The following is a 21,829-nucleotide window of genomic DNA, read 5'->3' as shown; positions in this document are numbered from 1 at the left end:
GCCTCACGACCCCACAGGACCGCAGACCCCGCCGGGTCATGGTGCTCCAGCGCGACCTCAACGACAAACCGGTCCCCCCGCACCGCAAGGCCGCGCCCACCGCCACGGCGGTGGCCCGGGCCGAGGCGGCCCTGCGTGCCCACGGGGTCGAGCCCGTCGGGCCCCAGGACGACGCCGACGTCGACCTCGTCCTCGTCCTGGGAGGAGACGGAACCATCCTGCGCGCCAGCGAGGTCGCCCGTGAGCGGGACGTGCCCCTCCTCGGGGTCAACACCGGCCACGTCGGCTTCCTGGCCGAGGCGGACCCCGACGCCGTCGAGCGGGTCGTCGCCGAGCTCGTCTCGGGCGCCTACACCGTCGAGACCCGCATGACGATCACCGTCGAGGTGCGCGCCCCCGACGGCACCGTCTCGCGGGGCTGGGCCCTCAACGAGGGCGCCCTGGAGAAGCGCGACCGCGCCCGCATGCTCGAGGTGGCGGTGGGGGTCGACGGGCAGGCCGTGTCCTCCTTCGGCTGCGACGGGCTCATCATGTCCACTCCCACCGGGTCGACGGCCTACGCCTTCTCCGCCGGAGGCCCGGTCGTCTGGCCCGAGGTCGAGGCCCTCCTCCTCGTGCCCCTGGCGGCCCACGCGCTGTTCACTCGGCCGCTGGTCCTCGGCCCCGACTCCTGCCTCGAGGTCGTCATCCAGAACTCCGGCTTCGGTGGCGCCGAGGTGTGGTGCGACGGCCGACGCTGCCTCCAGGCGCCGACCGGCTCGCGTATCCGCGTCACCCGGGCCGAGCGTCCCGTACGCCTGGCGCGCCTCAACACCGCTCCCTTCTCCAGCCGGCTCGTGCGGAAGTTCGACCTGCCCGTCCAGGGCTGGCGGGCCGCGTCACCCGAGAAGGCCGACCCCCAGGACGACGATCGATGATCGAGTCCCTCCACATCGAGGACCTCGGCGTCATCGAGCGCGCTGACCTCGTCGTCAGCCCCGGCCTGACGGCGCTGACCGGTGAGACCGGCGCGGGCAAGACCATGGTCCTCACCTCCCTGGGGCTGCTTCTCGGGCAGCGGGCCGAGGCCGCGACGGTGCGCACAGGGGCCGCCCGCGCCCTCGTCGAGGGGGCCTTCGCCCTCGACCCGTCCTCGCGGGCAGCGGCCCGGGCCCTGGAGGCCGGGGCCGAGCTCGACGGCGACCTGCTCCTGGCCACCCGGACCGTGCCTGCGCACGGACGCTCGCGCGCCCACCTGGGAGGCAGGGCGGTCCCGTCCTCCGTCCTGACCGAGGTCGGCGCCCAACTCGTGTCGGTCCACGGCCAGGCCGACCAGATGCGACTGCGTTCGGTGGCCGCCCAGCGCGCGGCCCTGGACGGCCTGGGAGGCGCCGAGCACCGCGAGCTGTGCCGCCGCTACGCCCGCGCCTACGCCGCGCACCGCCAGGCAGCCCAGGAGCTCGACACCTGGCGGGCATCGGCCCGGGCCAGGGCCCAGGAGGTCGAGGCCCTGCGCACCGCCCTGGCCGAGCTCGAGGCCCTCGATCCCGCCCCGGGAGAGGACGAGGCGCTCAGGGCCGAGGCCGACAGGCTCGACCACGCCGAGGACCTGCGGCGCGCGGTCTGCGCGGCGCTGGCCCTCCTGGCCGGGGACGAGGAGACCGGCCAGGGGTCGGGACCCGAGGTCACCGCCCTGCTGGCCTCCGCCGACCGCGCCCTGGCGCCGGCCGCGCGCCTCGACCCTCAGCTGGCCGAGGCCGCCGAGCGGGTGCGCGGGCTGGGGATCGTGGTCGCCGACGTCGCCGGGGAGCTCGCCGCCTACCTCAGCGCGCTGGACGCCGACCCCGTGCGGCAGGCCTGGGTGCACGAGCGTCGGGCCGAGCTGACCCGCGCCTGCCGGGGCATCGGGGCCCCCGGGGTCGAGCACGAGGACGTCGACGCCCTCCTGGAGTGGGGGCGCAAGGCCGCCGAGCGGCTCGCCGAGCTCGACGGGCCGGTCGACACCGGGGCCCTCCTCACCGAGGCGCTCGAGGCGGCTCAGGCCGAGCTCGAGGGGCTCGCGGCCGAGCTGACCGAGGCCCGCACCGGGTTGGCGCGCCGTCTCGAGCACGCCGTGACCGCCGAGCTCGAGGGGCTCCAGATGCGCGGGGCGCGGCTCCTCGTCGTGCTCGACGCACTCGAGGAACCGGGCCCCACCGGCGCCGAGACGATCCGCCTCGAGCTGTCCGCCCATCCCGGTGCTCCCAGCCTGCCCCTGGGCAAGGGGGCCTCAGGAGGCGAGCTGTCCCGCATCATGCTCGCCCTCGAGGTGGTCCTCGCCGAGGCCGCCCAGCCCGACCCGCAGCTGGCGACCCAGGACGCAGACCGTCCTGGTTCCCGTCGACGCACGCTCGTCTTCGACGAGATCGACGCCGGCGTCGGGGGGCGCGCGGCGCGGGAGGTCGGTCGCCGCCTCGCCCGGCTCGCCAGGAGCCACCAGGTCATCGTCGTCACCCACCTGGCCCAGGTCGCCGCCTGGGCGGACACCCAGCTCGTCGTACGCAAGGAGAGCGCACCGGGCCCCGAGGCCTCCCTCGGTGCCGGACCCGCGCCCGACGGCGCCATCGGCGTCGACGGCGACGATGGCGACGATGGCGACAATGAGGTGGTTCTCACGCGCACGAGCGTCGAGGCCGTGGCCGGCCGCGCGCGCGTGCGCGAGCTGGCCCGGATGCTCTCCGGCCACGAGGACTCTCAGGCGGCCCTGCGCCACGCCGCTGAGCTTCTCGAGGAGGCCCGCATGGCACAATCCCACGCGTGAGGAATCCGTTACGCAGGCCCACGCCGTCAGCACCGGGCCGTTCCGGCGGCGTGGTGCGGGTCGACGCGCGCACCAAGAAGCTGACCAAACGGCTTCAGCCCGGTGAGATCGCCGTCATCGACCACACCGACCTCGACCGGGTCGCCGCCGAGGCGCTCGTCGAGTGCCGGCCGGCCGCCGTGCTCAACGCCGCCGCCTCGGTGTCCGGACGCTACCCCAACCTCGGCCCGGGCATCCTCATCGAGGCCGGAGTTCCCCTGGTGGACGACCTGGGCCCGGACATCATGCGCCTGCACGACGGGCAGCGCGTCGCCGTCGACCTCGAGCCCGACTCCCCAGGGGCCGGTTCCGTGCGCCTGTCGGGCAAGGACGGTGTCATCGCGCAGGGCCAGGTCCAGACCAGCGACACCATCGACGCCGCCATGGAGGCCGCCAAGGAGGGACTGGCCGTCCAGCTTGAGGCCTTCGCCGCCAACACGATGGAGTACATGCGCGGTGAGCGCGACCTGCTGCTCAACGCCGTGGGCATGCCCGCCGTGCGCACCGACATGAACGGACGGCACGTCCTGGTCGTCGTGCGCGGGTACTCCTACAAGGAGGACCTCAAGGCCCTCAAGCCCTACATCCGGGAGTACAAGCCGGTCATCATCGGCGTCGACGGCGGCGCCGACGCCGTCCTCGAGGCGGGCTTCAAGCCCCACATGATCGTCGGCGACATGGACTCGGTGTCCGACAAGGCCCTGACCAGCGGGGCCGAGGTGGTCGTCCACGCCTACCGGGACGGGCGGGCCCCCGGCCTCAAGCGCGTCGAGGACCTCGGCGTCGAGCACCTCGTCTTCGCGGCCACGGGCACGAGCGAGGACATCGCCATGCTCATGGCCGACGAGGCCGGCGCCGAGCTCATCGTCGCCCTGGGCACGCACGCCACGCTCCTGGAGTTCCTCGACAAGGGCCGTGCCGGGATGTCCTCGACCTTCCTGACCCGGCTCAAGGTCGGAGGCCGGCTCATCGACGCCAAGGGCGTCTCACGCCTGTACCGCACCCGCATCTCGGGCTGGCAGCTCACCCTCCTGGCGCTGGCCGGACTCGTCGCACTCTTCGTCGCCCTGGCAGCCACCCCGGGCGGCCAGACCCTCCTGGGGCTGTCGGGCGCGATGTGGGACGAGATCGTCAACTTCTTCCGCTCGCTGCTGGGCATCGCCCCGAAAACGCCCCCCGTCTGAGCAAGGACAGGACCACTCATGATCGACTTCCGCTACCACCTGGTCTCGCTCATCTCCGTCTTCCTCGCACTGGCGGTCGGGGTGGTCCTGGGTGCCGGACCGCTGCAGAACTCCCTGGGCACCGCCCTCAACGACCAGGTCGCCACCCTGCGGGCCGACCGCAACGCCACCCAGACCCAGCTCGAGCAGACCGAGGCGGCGGTCCACGAGCGCGACGCGTACATCACCGCCGCCGCCGACTCCCTCCTTCCCGGGACGCTGGCGGACAAGAAGGTCGCCCTGGTCGTCATGCCCGAGGCCGACGGCGGCGACGTCGACACGGTCGTGGAGATGCTCGAGAAGTCCGGTGCCACCGTGACCGGCCGGGTCACCCTGACCACCGCCTGGGTGGACCTGTCCCGTGAGACCTTCCGCGCGACCTACTCGGGGCAGTTCTCCGGCTACCTCGGCACGACGCGCTCCTCGGAGGCCGACGCCATCCTCGGGGAGGGGCTCGCGACGGCGCTCACCTCGGACACGGCGGACGCCTCGGCCCTCATGGACCTCCTGACCGCCTCGGACACGCCCTTGGTGACCGTCGACGCCGAGCCCACCGGCGCAGCCGACATGATCGCCGTCGTCGGTCCGCGCACCGCCGTGGCCACCGGCTCCACCGCCGACGCCACGCCCTCACAGGACCCTGCCGTGTGGGCGACGGCCCTGGCGGGCACCGCCTCGGTCAGCCCGACCGTCGTCGTGGGCTCGGCCGACCAGGACACCGACGTCGTCGCGCTCCTGCGCTCGGCGCGGGCGCAGGTGACCACGGTGGACTCCGTGGGCCAGAGCACCGCAGCCGTGTCGACCCCGTTGGCCCTGGCCTCGACCGCGGCGGGCACCATCGGCGCCTACGGCTTCAACGAGGGCGCCGACGCCGTCCTCCCACCGGCCGGATGACCGCTCCCGCCGGGACGGCCGGCTCCCGCGACACGGGTACGGCCCCGCTCCCCGGGGCCGTGGCAGCCGAGGAACCCACGACCGGGACCCGTCCCGGGCGGCCGGTCATCTAGGCTGGTCGTCATGACCGCACGCACCGCACCAGGACCCGCAGACCACCGGCGGGACCACGGGCCGGTGGCCGTGGCGCTGGCCGCCCTGGGAACGACCCTCGGCTGGTCGGAGTCCCTGGCCGGGCTGCCAGGACTCGCGCCGTCCTTGCCGTCCTTGGAGCGGACCAACTTCCGGGGGCGCACGGTGAGCCTGCGCGGAGGAGCCGGGGTGGCCCTCGGCGCCGTGGCCGCGGGGCTGGCGACCGGCCGCGCCGGCGCCCCGGCCGCCCTGGCGGCCGCCGCCGGGGGAGTCGCCGGGCTCGTCGACGACCTCGACGCGGGAGCACACGACGGCGAGGAGCCCGCCAAGGGGCTGCGCGGTCACCTGGGCGCTCTTGCCGCGGGACGCGTGACCACCGGCGTGGTCAAGATCGCCGTCATCGGTGCCGGGGCCCTGGCCGCCGGGACGATGCTGGCGCGCACGCGAGCCCGGCCGGGGACCCGGACCACCGGGCTCGTCGCCGACGCCGCCACGAGCGCCGTGCTCATCGCCTCATGGGCCAACCTCCACAACCTCCTGGACCTGCGGCCCGGCAGGGCGCTCAAGACCGCCTGCCTGACCGTCTCGCCGCTCCTGGTCGACCCGCGTCCGCTCTCGAGCACCTCCCGCGCCCTGGCGGCGGGTGTCGTCGGCGCCGCGACCGCGGCGCTGCCCGAGGACCTCATGGAGGACACGATGCTGGGGGACACCGGTGCCAACGCCATCGGTGCGCTGGCGGGCACCGCCGTGGCCGCCCACCCGAGCAGGGTCGCGCGCACGGCGGCGGCCGCCGCCGGCGTGGCGCTCGTGCTGGCCAGCGAGAGGATCTCCTTCACCCGGGTCATCGCCTCCACCCCGGTGCTCGCCGCCGTCGACGCACTGGGGCGCCGGGAGTGACGACGCCCCCCGCGAGCCGCCGGCCCGCCGCGCCCGAGGGCGGCGGCCGGGCGCAGGCGCTGCGGAGCCACGGGCGCGCTGCAGGCACCGTCGCCGGCCTCACGCTGGCCTCACGTGTCCTGGGCTTTGCGCGGTGGGTCGTCCAGGCCACCTGCGTCGGCGCGGGCACTGTCGCCGGGGCCTACTCGACGGCCAACCAGGTGCCCAACGTCCTGTACGAGGTCGTCGTCGGCGGCGCCCTCGCGGCGACCGTCGTCCCGCTCCTGGCCTCAGCGGTGGGTGCCGGGCGCCAGGAGGAGGTCTCGCGCACCGCCTCGGCGCTCCTGGGTGTCGTGCTGGCCGTCCTGGCGCCCCTGGGACTGGCCCTGGCGCTCCTGGCCGACCCGGTTGCCGGCCTGCTGCCGACCTCCCAGGGCGTCGACCCCGGGCTCCAGCGGGACCTCGTGGCCTCCTTCCTGCGCATGTTCGCCCTCCAGGTCCCCCTCTACGGGCTGGGCGTCGTCCTGACCGGCGTGCTCCAGGCCCACGGGCGCTTCACCTGGCCGGCGCTCACCCCCATCGCCTCGAGCCTGGTCGTCATGGCCGCCTACGCCGCCTACGCCAGGATGACGGCCCCGACCGGCACCGCTCCCTCGAGCGCGGCGCTGGCCGTCCTGGGGTGGGGCACGACCGCGGGGGTCGCGGCACTGTCCCTGCCGCTGGCGTGGCCGGTGGCCCGCCTCGGCGTGCGCCTGAGACCGAGCCTGCGTCTGGACCGCCCGACGGCGGTGAGGGTCCTGCGCCTGGGCGGCGCCGGACTCACCGCCCTCGTGGCGCAGCAGGCGAGCGTCGTGACGGTGCTCGCCCTGGCCCGAGCGGGTGGGACAACAGGCACCGTGGCCGTCTACCAGTACACCCAGGCCGTCTACGTCCTGCCCTACGCCGTCCTGGCCGTGCCGGTCGCCACCGTCGTCTACCCCCGGTTGTCGGCCGCCTTCGACAGGGAGGCCCGGCAGGCCCGGGAGGCTCACGACCCCACCGCCGGCCCCACGCAGGGCGCGGGGGACCAGAGCCCCGCATGGGCCCTGGCAGCCCGCTCCACCGCGGTCGTGGGGGCGGTGGCCGTGGCCGGATCGGCGATGCTCCTGGCCGCGGGCCACGGCGCCGAGCGGTTCTTCGCCCTGCTCACCGACGTCGAGGGCATGGGCGCCTCCCTGGCCGTCCTGGCACCCGGCCTCGTCGGGTACGCCCTGGTGCTTCAGGCCACCCGGTCCCTTCTGGCCGCCGACCGCGCCCGGGCCGCCGCATGGGCCTCTGCCGCCGGCTGGGCCGCGGTCATCCCGGCCTCCTGGCTGGCTGTGCGCCTCATGGCGCCCGACGGCGGCCAGGGTCCCGCGACCCTCGTCGCCCTGGCCGCGGGCCAGACGACGGGGATGGTCGTGGGCGGCGCGGCGGTCCTGGCCGCCCTGGCCCGGGCGGGCGGCCCCGGGGTCCTGGCCCCCACCTGCCGGGTCCTGGCCCTGAGCGTCCCGGTCGCCGCCGTGGCCGGAGCGGCTGTGCGCTGGCTCAGCACCCAGGTGCCGGCGGACGGAGCCGCCATCGTCCTGGGGGCGCTGGGCGCCCTGGCAGCCGCGGCCGCCGTCCTGGCCGCCGCTCGCCTGGCCGACCCCACCGTTGTCGGTGCGCTGCGCCGCCCGGGCGGGCGCCCGGGGCCGAACGGACCGAGGAGGACACGGGCCGGCACCGAGGCGGGCGCCGACCCGAGAAACGAGGCGGAGCCACGGGCCCGCACGCAGGAGGAGAGCACATGAGTCCCACCGGTGACCACAGGGACGACAGAGACGACAGAGACGACAGGGACGACAGAGACGACAGGGGCGACCCGGAGGCCGTGGAGGCCACGGTGGCCGGGGTGACCGGGGACGAACGCCTGCGCGTCCTGGAGCTGTGCGGCTCGGCCGCCGGGGGAGTGCGCTCCCATCTCGCCCAGTGCGCCAGGATCCTGGCGGCGGCGGGCCACGACGTCATCGTCGAGGCGCCCGCCGCGGTCATCGCCGGCTCCGACCTGGGCGGTGCCCGGGCCGAGGCCCTTGAGATCGGCCCGAGGCCGGCCCCCTCAGACACCGCCGCCGTGGCCAGGCTGCGTCGGCTGGGCGGGCGTGCCGACGTCGTCCACGCCCACGGCCTGCGCGCAGGCGCCCTGGCCGCGCTCGCGCTGGGACGACGAGCCCCTGGGCGCACCCGTCTGGTCGTCACCGTCCACAACCTGCCGGTCGGGGGCAGGCTGACCACGACCCTCGGACAGCGCCTCGAGGCGCTTGTGGCCTCGCGGGCCGACGCCGTCCTGGCCGTCAGCCCCGATCTGTCCGAGCGTCTCCTGGCGCGAGGCGCCACCGAGGTCGACATCGCCGTCATCCCCGCCCCCGAGCACCGGGGCGAGGAGATCGCCCCGCCGGCCTCCTCGGTGGACTCGGCCTGGGGCACCGCCCGGCCCCGCCTGCTCACCGTCGCGCGCCTGGCGCCCCAGAAGGGCCTCGACCTGCTGCTCGAGACCGCCTCGGTCCTGGCCGGGATGAGGCAGCGAGGCAGCCTGCCGGGCTCTGAGGACCTTGTCTGGGCGGTGGCCGGCGACGGCCCGGGCCTGCCCGCGGCCAGGAGCCGGATCATCGAGCAGTCCCTGCCCGTCAGGCTCCTGGGGCGCCGCGAGGACGTCCCGGCCCTCCTGCGGGCCGCCGACGTCGTCGTCCAGACGAGCCTGTGGGAGGGCCAGCCCCTGGCCGTCCAGGAGGCGATGCGCGCGGGAGCGGCCGTGGTGGCCACCGACGTCGGTGGCACGGCGGTCACCGCACGCGGCGCGGCGCTGCTCGTGGCCCCCGACCCCCGGGAGCTCGCGACGGCGATCAGGGGGCTGCTCACCGACGCCACGGCCCTGGAGGCGGCCAGACGGCGCTCGCGCGTGGCCTCCGGCGGGCTGCCCACCGCCGAGGACCTGGCGGCCCAGCTCGACGCGGTCGTGACCGGCCCCGCCCACGGACCGCGCTCCGCGGCCAGGGACTGAGGCCGCGGGCCCCGGCGCGTCCCGACCGGGAGCCCAGGCAGGCGGGGCGGATGCGTCAGTCGTGTGACGAGACGCGTGCTACGTTGAAGTCCCGTGAGCAGCGCATCTCAACGACTCGGCGGGAACCGCACCCGCGTCCCCAGGCACGTCTTCGTCACCGGAGGGGTCGTGTCCTCCCTGGGCAAGGGCCTGACGGCATCGAGCATCGGGCGCCTTCTGCGCTCGCGCGGCCTGAGCGTCGTCATGCAGAAGCTCGACCCGTACATCAACGTCGACCCGGGCACCATGAACCCCTTCCAGCACGGGGAGGTCTTCGTCACCGAGGACGGGGCGGAGACGGACCTCGACATCGGCCACTACGAGCGCTTCCTCGACGTCGCGCTGTCGGTGAGCGCCAACGCCACGACCGGGCAGGTCTACTCCACCGTCATCGCCAAGGAGCGCCGAGGGGAGTACCTCGGAGACACCGTCCAGGTGATCCCGCACGTCACCGACGAGATCAAGCGCGTCATGCGAGCCCAGGCCGAGCCTGACGCCCAGGGGGAGGTCCCCGACGTCATCATCACGGAGATCGGCGGCACGGTCGGGGACATCGAGTCGCTGCCCTTCATCGAGGCCGCCCGTCAGGTCCGCGCCGACCTGGGGCGGCGGAACGTGGCCTTCGTGCACGTGTCCCTCGTGCCCTTCCTCCCGGCCGCCGGTGAGCTCAAGACCAAGCCCACCCAGCACTCGGTGGCCGCCCTGCGCTCGATCGGCATCCAGCCCGACGCGCTGGTCCTGCGCACCGACCGCCCGCTGCCGGCCGGGGTCACGGACAAGGTGGCCCTCATGTGCGACGTCGACCAGGAGGCCGTCGTCGAGTGCGTCGACGCCTCCTCCATCTACGAGGTGCCGCCGACCCTCCACCGCGGCGGGCTCGACGCGTTCCTCGTCCAGCGCCTGGCCCTGCCCTTCCGCGACGTCGACTGGACCGAGTGGAACGGCCTGCTCGAGCGCGTGCGCCGACCGCGTCACACGCTGAGCGTCGCCCTCGTGGGCAAGTACGTCGACCTCCACGACGCCTACCTGTCGGTCTCCGAGGCCATCCGCCACGCCGGATTCGCCTGCGACGCCAGGATCGACCTGAGGTGGGTCGCCTCGGACACCTGCGCCTCGCCCGACGGGGCCTCGGCCGCCCTGGCGGGGGTCGACGCCGTCGTCGTGCCCGGCGGCTTCGGCGTCCGGGGCATCGAGGGCAAGATCGGCGCGCTGCGCTGGGCCCGCGAGCACGGGGTACCCACCCTCGGGCTGTGCCTGGGGCTGCAGTGCATGGTCATCGAGGCGGCCCGGCACCTGGCCGGCCTGGAGGGGGCCTCCTCCACGGAGATGGACCCGGGGACGGACGAGCCGGTCATCACGACGATGGACTCCCAGCGCGGCGTGGTCGACGGCCAGGAGGACCTCGGCGGCACGATGCGCCTGGGGGCCTACCCGGCGGTGCTCTCCGAGGGCTCGCTCGTCGCGGCCGCCTACGGCACGACCGAGGTCTCCGAGCGCCACCGGCACCGATTCGAGGTCAACAACGACTACCGCGAGCTCCTGGAGTCGGTCGGCCTGCACGTCTCAGGCACCTCCCCCGACGGCTCCCTGACCGAGTTCGTCGAGCTCGACAGGTCCCAGCACCCCTTCTACGTGGCCACCCAGGCCCACCCCGAGTTCAAGTCCCGACCGACGCGCGCCCACCCGCTGTTCGTCGCCCTCGTGAGCGCGGGCCTGGAGCGGTCCGGGGCCACGTCCCCGGTGGGCCCGCAGGACCACGCGGCCGCCGCCGACGACCAGGGGCCCGGGCAGGTGCGGTCATGAGCGGGACCCGCATCGAGGACGTCCACGACATGAGCCGAGACGTCGTCGAGCACGCCAGCGTGTGGTCCGGCCCGATCTTCACCGTCGAGGACGACGTCGTCCTGAGCCAGGGGGCGGCGCCGGTGCGCCGCCAGACGGTGGCGCACCACGACGCGGTGAGCATCGTGGCCCTGCGCGAGGGGGAGGACTCCGGACAGCCCGACGGCTCGGCCGAGATCCTCCTCGTGCGCCAGTACCGCCACCCCGTGCGCGCCATGCTCTGGGAGATCCCCGCGGGCCTGCTCGACGTGCCCGGCGAGCCGCCGCTGCTGGCCGCCCAGCGCGAGCTCGCCGAGGAGACCGACCACGCCGCCCGCCTGTGGCACGTGCTCGTCGACACCTACGCCTCACCGGGCTTCACCACCGAGGGGGCGCGCTGCTTCCTGGCCAGGGGGCTGCGCCTGCTCGAGGACGACGAACGAGTACCCCGCACCGAGGAGGAGGCCGAGATCCGTCCCGCCTGGTTCCCCCTCGAGGAGGTCGTCGAGGCGGTCATGTCCGGCGCCGTGCACAACCCCTCGACCGTCGTGGGGGTGCTCGCCGCACAGCTCGCGCGCGCCAGGGGATATGCGGGTCTGCGCGAGGCCGGAGCACACTGGCTCCGCAGTCCCAGGAGCCTGTGACCGGTCCGCTGCCGGTTGGCTGCCGGTTGGCTGCCGGTTGGCTGCCGGTCTGCTGTCGGTTGGCTGTCGGTCGGCTGACCGGCCCGCCGCAGCCGGTGGGACGGCCCGGGAACCGCGCGAATACGTCAAACGATTAATGATGTGTGCGTCAGCGCGTTAATCGTTTGACTCTCTGGCAAGCGGGGTGCACACTGGTGGTGTCGGACACAGCCGTCCGGCGAGACCATCCCGTCCGAGAGGGACCACCATGCCGACTCTTGCCGAGGTCGCCAGCGCTGCCAGGGTGTCGACCGCCTCCGCCTCGCTCGTGCTGTCAGGTAAGTCGGAGGGGCGTGTCTCGGCGGCCACCGCAGCCCGGGTGCGTGCGGCGGCCGAGGAGCTGGGCTACGTGCGCGACGCCCTGGCCGGTGGCCTGCGCAAAGGCCGGACCCGCACCCTGGGGGTCCTGGCCGAGCAGGTGCTCTCGACGCCCTACGCCGTGTCCATGATCGACGCCATCCTCACGGCCTGCCGCGAGCTGGGGTGGTCCGTGCTCATGACCGACGCCGGGGGACGGGCCGAGCACAGCGCCGCGGCCCTGCGCGAGCTCCAGTCCCGGCGCGTCGACGTCATCATCCACGCCGCGATGTACCACCAGGAGGTCCACGTCGACCCAGAGCTGACCAGGGTCGCGGTCCTCAACGGCTTCGCCGACCGCGACGGCGTGGCGGGCGTCGTGCCCGACGAGGTGGACGCCGCCCGCCAGGCCGTGGGGCACCTTATTTCGCTCGGCCACCGGCGCATCGGGCACGTCACCGACTCCCGCTCCAGGACGGTCGCCTCCGAGCTGCGCCTCCAGGGCTACCACGAGGTCCTGCGCGAGGCGGGTATCGAGCCCGAGGCGGGCCTGGTCGTGCGCGGGGCCAACAACCCGGCCGGAGCCGACGAGGCCGCGCGCAGGATGCTCGACCGCCCCGACCGGCCCACCGCCGTGTTCTGCTACAACGACGGGATGGCGGCCGGCGTCTACCGCGCGGCCGCCGAGCTGGGGCTGTCGGTGCCCTCCGACCTGTCCGTCGTCGGCTTCGACGACCTCACCCTCATCTCGACCAACCTCGCCCCCGCGCTCACCACGATGCGCCTGCCCCACTACGAGATGGCCGACTGGCTGACCCGCGCCCTCGTCGGCGCCGCCGACCCCCCTCCTCCCACGACGACCCGCTTCCCGTGCGCCCTGGTCGAGCGCGGCTCGACCGCGCCACCCCGTGAGCGCTGAGCGTGCGCTCAGCCCCTCCAGACCCCCGGGGTCGCTGACCCCGGCCCACACTCCCGTCATGACGAACCCAAAGGAGAGCCCATCATGATCACCACCCGCCGGACCTTCCTCGGGGCGAGCGCCCTGGCAGCAACTGCGGCCACCCTGTCGGCCTGCTCGTCCCAGCAGGGGAAGTCCGGCTCCTCCGGCGTGACCCTGTGGACCCACAATGGGGGCAACAAGGAGGAGCTCGCCGTCGTCAACAAGGCCGTCGAGGCCTTCAACGCGGCCAACCCCGACACCCCGATCACGGTCAAGCCCTACCCCCAGGCCTCCTACAACGACGCCATCGCGGCGGCGGCCACGGCGGGCGACCTGCCCGACATCCTCGACCTGGACGGCCCGATCATGCCGAACTGGGCGTGGGCGGGCTACCTCGCCCCGCTGACCATCTCCTCGGACCTGGAGGAGTCTGTCATCGACTCGGCCAAGGGCTACTGGAACGACACCCTGTACTCGGTGGGCCCCTACGACACGTCCTTGTGCTTCCTGGCCCGCAAGTCCGCCATCGACACCATCGGCGCACGCGTGCCCACCGTCGACCAGCCCTGGACCCGGGCCGAGTTCGACGACGTGCTCACCAAGCTCGGCGAGCTGCCCGACTACGAGTTCGCCATCGACATGGGCGTGTGGGACACCGCCGAGTGGTGGCCCTACGCCTACTCCCCGATGCTCCAGTCCTTCGGTGGGGACCTCATCGACCGCGAGACCTACGCCACCGCCGACGGATTCCTCAACAGCGCCGAGGCCGTCGAGTGGGGCACGTGGTTCCGCAGCCTCTTCGCCAACGGCCTGGCCTCCCAGACCCCCACCGAGGACGGTCAGGACTTCATCCAGGGCAAGGTGCCCATGGTCTACACCGGCGGCTGGAAGGTCCTCCAGGCCCAGGAGACCCTCGGTGCCGACGAGGTGCTCATCCTCCCGCCGGTCGACTTCGGCAAGGGGGCGCACGTGGGCGGAGGCTCGTGGCAGTGGGGCGTCTCGGCGACCTCCGCCAACCCCGAGGTCGCCACGAAGTTCATCGAGTTCCTCATGCGCAAGGAGTACCTCGTGGAGTACTCCAACGCGATCGGCAACTTCCCCTCGGTCGAGTCCGCCACGCCGGAGACCGACTACTACGGGGAGGGCAAGCCGCTCGAGCCCATCTACGAGATCGGCACGACCTACGCCCTGCTGCGTCCGGCCACCCCCGGCTACAAGGTCATCTCCTCGATCTTCGACAAGGCCGCCCACGACATCGTCTCGGGCGCCGACGTCCAGCAGACCCTCGACCAGGCGGTCAAGGACATCGACGCCGACATCGAGTCCAACAACGGCTACAAGGCGAGCTGAGCGCCTAGGCGCCCGCCGCTACCTCCCAGATCCCACCCAGACCACATCCGAGACCGGTGGGGGCGCCCCGGCGCCCCCACCGGGAAGGGAACACCATGCCAACGTCCGCCAGGGGGCGCAGCCGCGCCCTGCGCAAGGAGGCCCGGACCGCCTGGATCATGTCCTCGCCGGCGCTGCTCCTCCTCCTGCTCTTCATGGGCATCCCCATCCTGCTCACCTTCGCACTGTCCTTCACTAACACCCGGCTCATCTCGCCCAACCCCCCCAGCTTCGTGGGCCTGAGCAACTTCACCCGCGCCTTCACCTCCGACCCGACCTTCATGAGGTCGCTGACCAACACGGCCTTCTTCGCCCTGGTCGTCGTGCCCTGCCAGTCGGGGCTCGCGCTCGCCCTGGCGATCCTGGTCAACCAGAAGGTCAAGGGCGTGACCGCCTTGAGGACCATCATCTTCATGCCGGTGGTGACCTCGATGGTCGTCGTGTCCATCCTGTGGAGCTTCTTCTACGAGGACAACGGCCTGGTCAACTCGATGCTCAACACGTTGACCGGAGGGGCGTGGACCGCGGTGCCGTGGCTGACGAACCCGGGAACCGCCATGCCGGCGATCATCGTGCTGTCGATCTGGCAGGCGGTGGGCCTGCACATGATCATCTGGCTGGCGGGACTGCAGATGATCGACCCGTCCCTCTACGAGGCCGCCGACCTCGACGGGGTCAACGGCTGGCAGCGCTTCCGGTACATCACCTGGCCGGGACTGCGGTCCACCATGGTCTTCATCCTCGTGACCATCACGATCGCGGCGCTCGGGCTGTTCGTCCAGGTCGACGTCATGACCGCCGGCGGCCCCCAGGACGCCACATCCACACTCGTCTACCACGCCGTGCGCAAGGGCTACCGCGAGCAGGACATGGGTTACGGGAGCGCGATCTCCCTCATCTTCTTTGTCGCCGTGCTCCTCATCTCGCTCATCCAGCGCTGGCTCACCAGGGAGAAGGACTGACATGCCTGAGAAGCCTGAGAAGCCTCACACGCTCGCCGCGCCCCGCTCGGAGGCCGAGGCGGTCGCAGCCCCGGAGCGGGTGCGCCACGGCCGGGCGGCCACCCGACGGCGCTCGCGGGTCCTGACCTACGTCGGTCTCGTGCTCGCCGCCTCCGTGGCGGCTCTTCCCCTGCTGTTCATGATCGTGTCCTCGCTCAAGAAGGACTCTCAGATCTTCGCCGACCTGGGGTCGATCAAGGCGTTCCTCCCGGTGGGCAGCCTGAGCCTGGACAACTACACCGGCGTCTTCCAACGGGTCCCGGCGGCGCACTTCCTGCTCAACTCGATCATCGTGACCGTCGGAATCGTCGTGCTCGGTCTCGTGGTCAACTCGCTCATCGGATTCGCCATCGCCAGGATGCGGTGGAGGGGCAAGGGAATCGTCCTGTCCCTCGTTCTGGCCACTCTCATGGTGCCCTTCGAGACCATCGCCGTTCCGCTCGTCTACTGGGTGGCCAAGCTCCCCACGGTCTCGTGGGTCGAGGACGGGTTCCTGCTCGAGCAGGGCATGCTCAACACCTACCAGGTGCAGATCCTGCCCTTCGTGGCCAACGCCCTGGCGATCTTCCTGTTCGCCCAGCACTTCTCCGACATCCCCAAGGAGATCGACGAGGCGGCCCGCGTCGACGGCGCCTCCTGGTGGACGATCTACCGCCGGATCATCGTGCCTCTGTCGGGGCCGACCTTCGCGACGGTCGCCATCATCACGATGCTTCCGGCCTGGAACTCCTACCTGTGGCCGCTCATGGTCGTCCAGGACGAGGCGCTGCGCCCCGTGAGCGTCGGCATGCAGTACTTCTTCCAGCTCAACCCCGTGTGGGGGGAGATCATGGCGTACGGCACCCTCATCACCCTGCCCGTGCTCATCATCTTCGTCCTGTTCCAGCGCTCCTTCGTCGCCTCGCTCGCGGGGACGGCTGTCAAGGGCTGAGCCGGTCGCGCCCGCCACCGTCATTCTCAAGGGAGGAGACAGATGACACCCCCAGAGCCCTGGAGCCCGTCCCGGCGCAGGCTCCTGGCGACGACCCTGACGATGACCTGCGCCGCCGGCGCGGGTGGCGCCCTGGCCCTGGCCCTGCCGGGGCGGGCCAGGGCGGCCGCCAGCCGCCGGGCGCTCTTCCACCTCACGCCCCGGTCCGGCTGGGCCTGTGACGCCCAACGCCCCTACTACCTGGGCGGTGAGCTGCACCTGCCCCACCTCCAGGCTGAGCAGGTCGCCGGCCCGGGAGGGTGGCGGCTGGCCACCTCCAGCGACGAGGTCGTGTTCACCGACCGCGGCGACATCATCCCGCTTGAGGGCGACTTCCCGGCGTGGAGCGGATCGGCGGTGGTCGACACCCACGACACGGCGGGATTCGGTGCCGGGGCGGTCATCGCCCTGGTCACCCGCCTGCCCGGCAACGACATGACCCACCAGGCCCAGTACCTCCACTGGTCGACCGACGGGGGCCGGACCTTCTCTCGCCTGAGCGAGCCCGTCATCCCCAACACCGACGCGCTCAGCGCGAGGACCCCTGAGGAGATCGACAACGCCCGCTGGTTCCGCGACCCCAAGATCCTGCGCGACGAGGCGCGGAACAGGTGGGTGTGCGTGATCGGCCGGGCCCGCTACCTGTCCTTCTACGTCTCGACCGACCTGCGCCACTGGAGCTGGACCTCCAACTTCGACTACCTGACTCCCGGGTCGGGCAACGGCTTCCTGGGCGGCATGGAGTGCCCCGACCTGTTCGAGATGACCGCCGACGACGGCACGAGCGCCTGGGTGCTCGGAGCCTCCATGGACGGCTGGGAGCACGGGAGCCTGGGCACCTACGCCTACTGGGTGGGTTCCTGGGACGGCGAGCGCTTCGTGACCGACAACCTCGTGCCCCAGTGGCTCGACCACGGTTTCGACTGGTACGCCGCGGTGACCTGGCCATCGCCCGACGAGCCCCTCACGGTGCGCCACGCCATCGGCTGGCTCAACAACTGGAAGTACGCGGCGCGGCACGTGCCCACGATGGACACCGACTCCTACAACGGCCAGTACTCCGTCGTGCGAGAGCTGCGCATGCGCCACGAGCCCGGGGGCTGGTACTCCCTGGTGTCGCGGCCTGTCAGCGCCCTGCGCGCTCGGCTTCCCCGGGTGCTGGAGTACGAGGACCTCGTCCTGGACGACTCGGCCGCGGTCCTGCCCTGGTCGGGCCAGGCCTACGACCTTGAGCTCGACATCGACTGGGACGGGGCGACCAACGTCGGGGTGTGCGTGGCGCGCTCGGCTGACGGGCGACGGCACACGAACGTCGGGGTGTGCGACGGCCAGGTCTACGTCGACCGCGGCCCCTCGGAGCTCCCAGGGGTGCCCTTCGCACCCTACACCCGTGCCCACGCGCCGATCGACCCGCAGTCGCGGCACGTGTACCTGCGTATCCTTGTCGACCGCGGCAGCGTGGAGGTCTTCGTCAACGGGGGCCACACCGTCTTGTCGAACCAGCTCTACCTGGAGGAGGGAGACACCGGCCTGTCGCTGTACGCCGACGGCGGCACCGCCACCTTCTCCTCCATGACACTGCGCACGGCCTGGCCCATGAGGGCGGTGCGCGCCAACGCGAACGGAGACCCCTCATGAGCCTGCACCTCGCCGACCACTGGGTATGGGACCACTGGATCGCCGACGACGGCGAGCAGTACCACCTGTTCTTCCTGCGCGCCTCACGGGCCCTGCACGACCCTCACCGGCGCCACTTCCGCGCGAGCCTGGGCCATGCGGTCTCCCCAGACGGGCGCGCCTGGTCCCTGCGCCCTGACGCGATCGTCCACAGCGACGGCCCTGCCTTCGACGACAAGGCCATCTGGACCGGCTCGACCGTGGTCCGCCCCGACGGCTCCCTGCGGGTGTTCTACACCGGGGTGTCCCACGCGGAGCGCGGGATGGTCCAGCGGATCGGCTGGGCGGACTCCCACGACGGGACGACCTTTGAGCGGGCGACGACCGAGCCGCTTGAGGCCGACGGGCGCTGGTACGAGAAGTGGCACCCCGCCCTGCCCTGGGACGAGGCGTGGCGTGACCCCTTCGTCTTCCACCACGAGGGAGCCTGGCATATGCTCGTCACCGCCAGGGTGGCCGGCGTCGAGCACAAGCGCGGCGGCGTCGTGGGGCACGCCGTCTCCGAGGACCTCGACCACTGGGAGGTCCTGCCCCCGTTGAGCGGTCCCAGCGCCTTCGGCCAGCTCGAGGTCTGCCAGTCCCGCTGCGTCGACGGCGAGCATCTGCTCGTCTTCTCCTGCGGGGACGACATGCAGGCCGAGCCCGGCCCGGGAGGGGTCTGGGTGGCTACCGGCCAATCGCCGCTGGGCCCCTGGGACGTTGACGGCGCGCGCTACGTGAGGCCCGAGCACCTCTATGCGGGGCAGCTCCTCCAGGACCGAGAGGGCAGGTGGGTCTTCACCGGCTTCAACAACATCGTCGACGGCACCTTCGTGGGGACACTGCCCGACCCGCTGCCCTGGGAGGACGTCGAGCTCATCGCGCCTCGCTGACGTACGCCGGTCAGTCCGCCCTGGGGCCTGGCGTGGGGTCGGGGCGGGGTGATCGGCCGGGCCCCGACCTCATCGGGCTCGGGTGGTTCTCGGGTGCTATCGGTCCAGGCCGGGGGACTTCCTGTGCGCGGGTGGCGCCGGGGCGCGATCCTGGCCGGCAGCGGCGGCGCGGGCGGTGATAGCGGTCTTGACCTGTCGGGGTGTGCGGGCGGAGGCGGCCCCGGTTCCGTGGGCAGGCGCCTGGACCGGAGCGGACGCCGGGGCGGGGAAGGTCGCCGCGCGCACGGGACCCGGGCCACCCGCCCCGCTCGCGACGGTCGAGACGGTCGTCCCGCTCGGGACGGTCGTCCTGGTCGGGATGGTTGGGGCGGGTGCTGGTGGGGGCGGGGTCTGGGGCCCGGGCCCGGCGTGGGGCTTGGCGCGGCCGGTGATCGCCTCCAGGAGCTCGCGGGGCGTGATCCTCCCCGCCCCGGGAGGCGCCCCCGGACCGGGGTCCGTGGCCGGCGTGGACGCGGGGATCGCGGCCTGGTGGTGGGCGGCGGCGACGTCAGCGGCGATCGTGGCCGGGGTCCACGGCGGGGCCCTGGCACTCAGAGCCGTGACCTGCTCGGCGCTGCGTGCCTCCAGGACCACCCGGGCGTGACGCAGGTTGCGGGCAAGGGACCGTGAGGCGGTCAGCACCGCCCGGAGGCGTAGCCGGCAGCCCGCGCGACGCTCGACCGGGACAGCCAGCACAGCCTGCTCCAGGACGTCGGCCACGCTCTTGTTCTGGGACCCGATCGAGGAGTTGACCCGATCGACTCCCATCGAGGGCAGCCCGCCGATCAGCACCGGGTCACCCGGCCCGTAGGTCACCTGGTCGGACTCGTGAAGCACCACCAGGGCCTTGTCCACCAGCCCCACCGCCTCCCGAGCCCTCGACCGGGAGAAGCCATGCTTCCCTCTCAGGTCCCCTGAGACCTTGTCGATGAAGTCCTGGCGGGCTCGTTTGACTGTCTTGGAGGCTGGGGCGCGTCCCTGGGCGCGGTAGGCGCGGATGCCCTCGAGCAGCCGCTGGGCGCTGAGCAGGCTCAGGGCCGAGAGCTGACGATCGAGCTGACGGGTGAACTCCCCCGACAGGGCCCGCAGCCCGGGGTTGCCACCGGTGTGGAAGAACACCTCCACCGGGGTCGGTCAGTGCCACGCCAGGGAGCTGGCCGGCGCCGCAGCACCCCCCTCCCACACCAGCACCCGCTGACCACCAGCCCGACCAAAGGTGAACATGTCCCCCTCAACCAAACCAGCGCCAGAAGCAGGACCAGGACCGGCACCGGTGGACGGGCTCACAGGCGCGGGCCCCTGCCAGCCCCAGAACCAGGCTCGGGACCCGGCTCGGAACCAGGCCCGGGACCCGGCTCAGAACCAGGCACGGGGCCCGCCTCGGGCTCAGGGCCCGCCTCGGAACCAGGCACGGGGCCCGCCTCGGAACCAGGCCCGGGACCCGCCTCGGGCTCAGGGCCCGCCTCGGAACCAGGCCCGGGGCCCGCCTCGGGCTCAGGGCCCGGGCCGGTGCCCATGTCAAGGTCTGGGCTGGGGTGCTGGGTGGCGATGGCCGCGGCGGCCTGGGCGGCAGCGGCCGAGAAGTCCTCCCACAGGGTCTTGTCCTGGGCCTGGGCCAGGAACACCAGGTGGGGTACCGCCTCCTCCAGGCTCGCCGACCCCACCGTCATGACACCGGTCAGGCAGTACGCCGGCACGAAGCCGACCACCTGGTCAGGACCCACCGCGCCCAGCCGCTCGATCACCCCGTCCACGATCGGCCGACCGGTGTCATCGTCATCCAAGGAGTCCTTGGTCGGGGAGTTGAACACGCTGCAGCCCATGCGCTCACGCAGCACCGGGTCAGCCATGTCCTGGGCACTGCCCGCATCGGGGTACAAGATCCCCAGGACCGGTGTGATCTTCAGGGCCGGGCCCGAGACCTCACCCCACAGGCGCATCGCCCCCATCGCCGTGCGTGCCAGGCACCACCACCGCTGGGGCGGGAACGGAAGGGCCATCCCCTCCAGCCAGGCCTCGACCACCGGCTCCCACTCCCAGGGGTCGGTGATCCAGAACCTGCCCTGAGCAAAACCGTCAAAACCGAAACGCCGCCACACGTAGAGCACCGACTCCGGAAACACGCCCGAGAACCGCTCCAGGTGCTCCGCCGACACCGGACGCCCCACACCCATCGGACGATAGCCGTGATAACCCAGCAGCCCGTCCTGCAAGGACTCCTCAACCCACTCCAGGTCCCAGGGAAGATCAACCACGACACCCACCCTACCCACCCACCCCGCCCCACGTCCCCACCTCGCGTGCACAGACCCCCGCCCCGGACCCTCCCCGGGCCCTCCCCGACCTGCCTGGTCCCGCGTTCGTACCTTGTGCGTCCAGAGCGCACGATCAAGGTACGCACCCGAGACCGAAGGTACGAACCCGGCGCCAACCCGGTACGAACACGGTGCCGAAGGTACGAACCCGGCGCCACCCCGGTACGCACCCGATGCGGAAGGTACGAACGCGGCGCCAGCCCGGTACGAAGTCGATGCCGAGGGTACGAACGCGGCGCCACCCCGGTACGCCCCCGGTACCGGGAGCGCGTCATCGGGGGCGGGATCCGGACCGCAGTCGGAGCCCAGGCCCCCGCCTGGGCCCGCGTTCGTACCTTGTGCCTCCAGAGCGCACGATCAAGGTACGCACCCGAGACCGAAGGTACGAACCCGGCGGCACCCCGGTACGCCCCCGGTACCGGGAGCGCGTCATCGGGGGCGGGATCCGGACCGCAGTCGGAGCCCTGGCCCCCGCCTGGGCCCGCGTTCGTACCTTGTGCGTCCAGAGCGCACGATCAAGGTACGCACCCGACACCGAAGGTACGAACACGCCGCCGACCCGGTACGAACACGGTGCCGAGGGTACGAACTCGGCGCCAGCCCGGTACGAACACGGTGCCGAAGGTACGAACCCGGCGCCAGCCCGGTGCGCACCCGATGCGGAAGGTACGACCGCGGCGGGAGGTGCGCGACGTCAGGGCGCGCGGGCCGCCGCCTCGGCCCCGACAGGCGGGCACAGCGCCTCATAAGTGCCACCTCTGGCTGGTCTGCGTGCTTGATGCCAC

17 protein-coding genes are annotated in these 21,829 nt (G+C 72.8%); 15 read left to right on the top strand and 2 right to left on the bottom strand.

The window, feature by feature from the left end; genetic code table 11:
• Positions 1-38 precede the first annotated feature (38 nt).
• The 15 genes from EL245_RS03250 (at position 39) to EL245_RS03185 (ending at position 18,690) form a co-directional block, all read left to right on the top strand.
• Positions 39-917, top strand: a complete 879-nt coding sequence (locus EL245_RS03250) for an NAD kinase (protein WP_126383955.1) — start codon at positions 39-41, stop codon at positions 915-917.
• Positions 914-2,779 (top strand): DNA repair protein RecN, encoded by a 1,866-nt coding sequence (recN, locus tag EL245_RS03245; protein ID WP_126381844.1) that lies wholly within the window; start codon positions 914-916, stop codon positions 2,777-2,779. Before EL245_RS03250 ends, recN begins: the two co-directional genes overlap by 4 nt.
• Positions 2,776-4,002, top strand: coding sequence for a putative cytokinetic ring protein SteA (gene steA / locus EL245_RS03240; protein WP_232009850.1), 1,227 nt, complete (start codon positions 2,776-2,778; stop codon positions 4,000-4,002). The genes recN and steA overlap by 4 nt, the downstream gene beginning before the upstream one ends.
• An 18-nt stretch (positions 4,003-4,020) precedes the next feature.
• Positions 4,021-4,935, top strand: a complete 915-nt coding sequence (locus tag EL245_RS03235) for a copper transporter (protein WP_126381843.1) — start codon at positions 4,021-4,023, stop codon at positions 4,933-4,935.
• 123 nt (positions 4,936-5,058) lie between these two features.
• Complete coding sequence (locus tag EL245_RS13560) at positions 5,059-5,964, top strand: hypothetical protein (RefSeq protein WP_232009849.1); 906 nt, start codon at positions 5,059-5,061, stop codon at positions 5,962-5,964.
• Entirely contained in the window at positions 5,961-7,754 is a 1,794-nt protein-coding gene (gene murJ / locus EL245_RS03230; protein WP_232009848.1) for a murein biosynthesis integral membrane protein MurJ, read from the top strand. The genes EL245_RS13560 and murJ overlap by 4 nt, the downstream gene beginning before the upstream one ends.
• On the top strand, positions 7,751-9,001 hold the full coding sequence (locus EL245_RS03225) for a glycosyltransferase family 4 protein (RefSeq protein ID WP_126381841.1): 1,251 nt from the start codon (positions 7,751-7,753) through the stop codon (positions 8,999-9,001). Before murJ ends, EL245_RS03225 begins: the two co-directional genes overlap by 4 nt.
• Before the next feature lie 93 nt (positions 9,002-9,094).
• Positions 9,095-10,843: a CTP synthase gene (locus EL245_RS03220; protein ID WP_126381840.1), complete on the top strand. Its 1,749-nt coding sequence runs from the start codon at positions 9,095-9,097 to the stop codon at positions 10,841-10,843.
• Positions 10,840-11,505, top strand: a complete 666-nt coding sequence (locus EL245_RS03215) for an NUDIX domain-containing protein (RefSeq protein WP_126381839.1) — start codon at positions 10,840-10,842, stop codon at positions 11,503-11,505. The genes EL245_RS03220 and EL245_RS03215 overlap by 4 nt, the downstream gene beginning before the upstream one ends.
• Before the next feature lie 247 nt (positions 11,506-11,752).
• Complete coding sequence (locus EL245_RS03210) at positions 11,753-12,760, top strand: LacI family DNA-binding transcriptional regulator (protein WP_126381838.1); 1,008 nt, start codon at positions 11,753-11,755, stop codon at positions 12,758-12,760.
• 84 nt (positions 12,761-12,844) lie between these two features.
• Positions 12,845-14,131: an ABC transporter substrate-binding protein gene (locus tag EL245_RS03205; protein WP_126381837.1), complete on the top strand. Its 1,287-nt coding sequence runs from the start codon at positions 12,845-12,847 to the stop codon at positions 14,129-14,131.
• A 95-nt stretch (positions 14,132-14,226) separates the two neighbouring features.
• Complete coding sequence (locus EL245_RS03200) at positions 14,227-15,132, top strand: carbohydrate ABC transporter permease (protein ID WP_126381836.1); 906 nt, start codon at positions 14,227-14,229, stop codon at positions 15,130-15,132.
• Position 15,133: 1 nt separating this feature from the next.
• Complete coding sequence (locus EL245_RS03195) at positions 15,134-16,102, top strand: carbohydrate ABC transporter permease (protein WP_126381835.1); 969 nt, start codon at positions 15,134-15,136, stop codon at positions 16,100-16,102.
• Between the two features lie 42 nt (positions 16,103-16,144).
• Positions 16,145-17,779 carry a glycoside hydrolase family 32 protein gene (locus EL245_RS03190; RefSeq protein WP_197719437.1) on the top strand — a complete coding sequence of 545 codons (1,635 nt, stop codon included), beginning with the start codon at positions 16,145-16,147 and terminating at the stop codon, positions 17,777-17,779.
• The gene (locus EL245_RS03185) at positions 17,776-18,690 is read left to right on the top strand and encodes a glycoside hydrolase family protein (protein WP_126381834.1); all 915 of its coding nucleotides are present in this window, start codon (positions 17,776-17,778) and stop codon (positions 18,688-18,690) included. Before EL245_RS03190 ends, EL245_RS03185 begins: the two co-directional genes overlap by 4 nt.
• Before the next feature lie 96 nt (positions 18,691-18,786).
• On the opposite strand, the gene EL245_RS03180 is transcribed toward EL245_RS03185, so the two are convergent.
• Positions 18,787-19,848, bottom strand: coding sequence for a polymorphic toxin type 15 domain-containing protein (locus EL245_RS03180; RefSeq protein ID WP_164719447.1), 1,062 nt, complete (start codon positions 19,846-19,848; stop codon positions 18,787-18,789).
• Between the two features lie 164 nt (positions 19,849-20,012).
• The gene (locus EL245_RS03175; protein ID WP_126381832.1) at positions 20,013-20,984 is read right to left on the bottom strand and encodes a GAD-like domain-containing protein; all 972 of its coding nucleotides are present in this window, start codon (positions 20,982-20,984) and stop codon (positions 20,013-20,015) included.
• Between the last annotated feature and the right edge of the window lie 845 nt (positions 20,985-21,829).

The organism is Actinomyces howellii (assembly GCF_900637165.1).
GTDB classification, from domain to species: domain Bacteria; phylum Actinomycetota; class Actinomycetes; order Actinomycetales; family Actinomycetaceae; genus Actinomyces; species Actinomyces howellii.
This window is presented reverse-complemented; position numbering and strand designations above follow the sequence as displayed.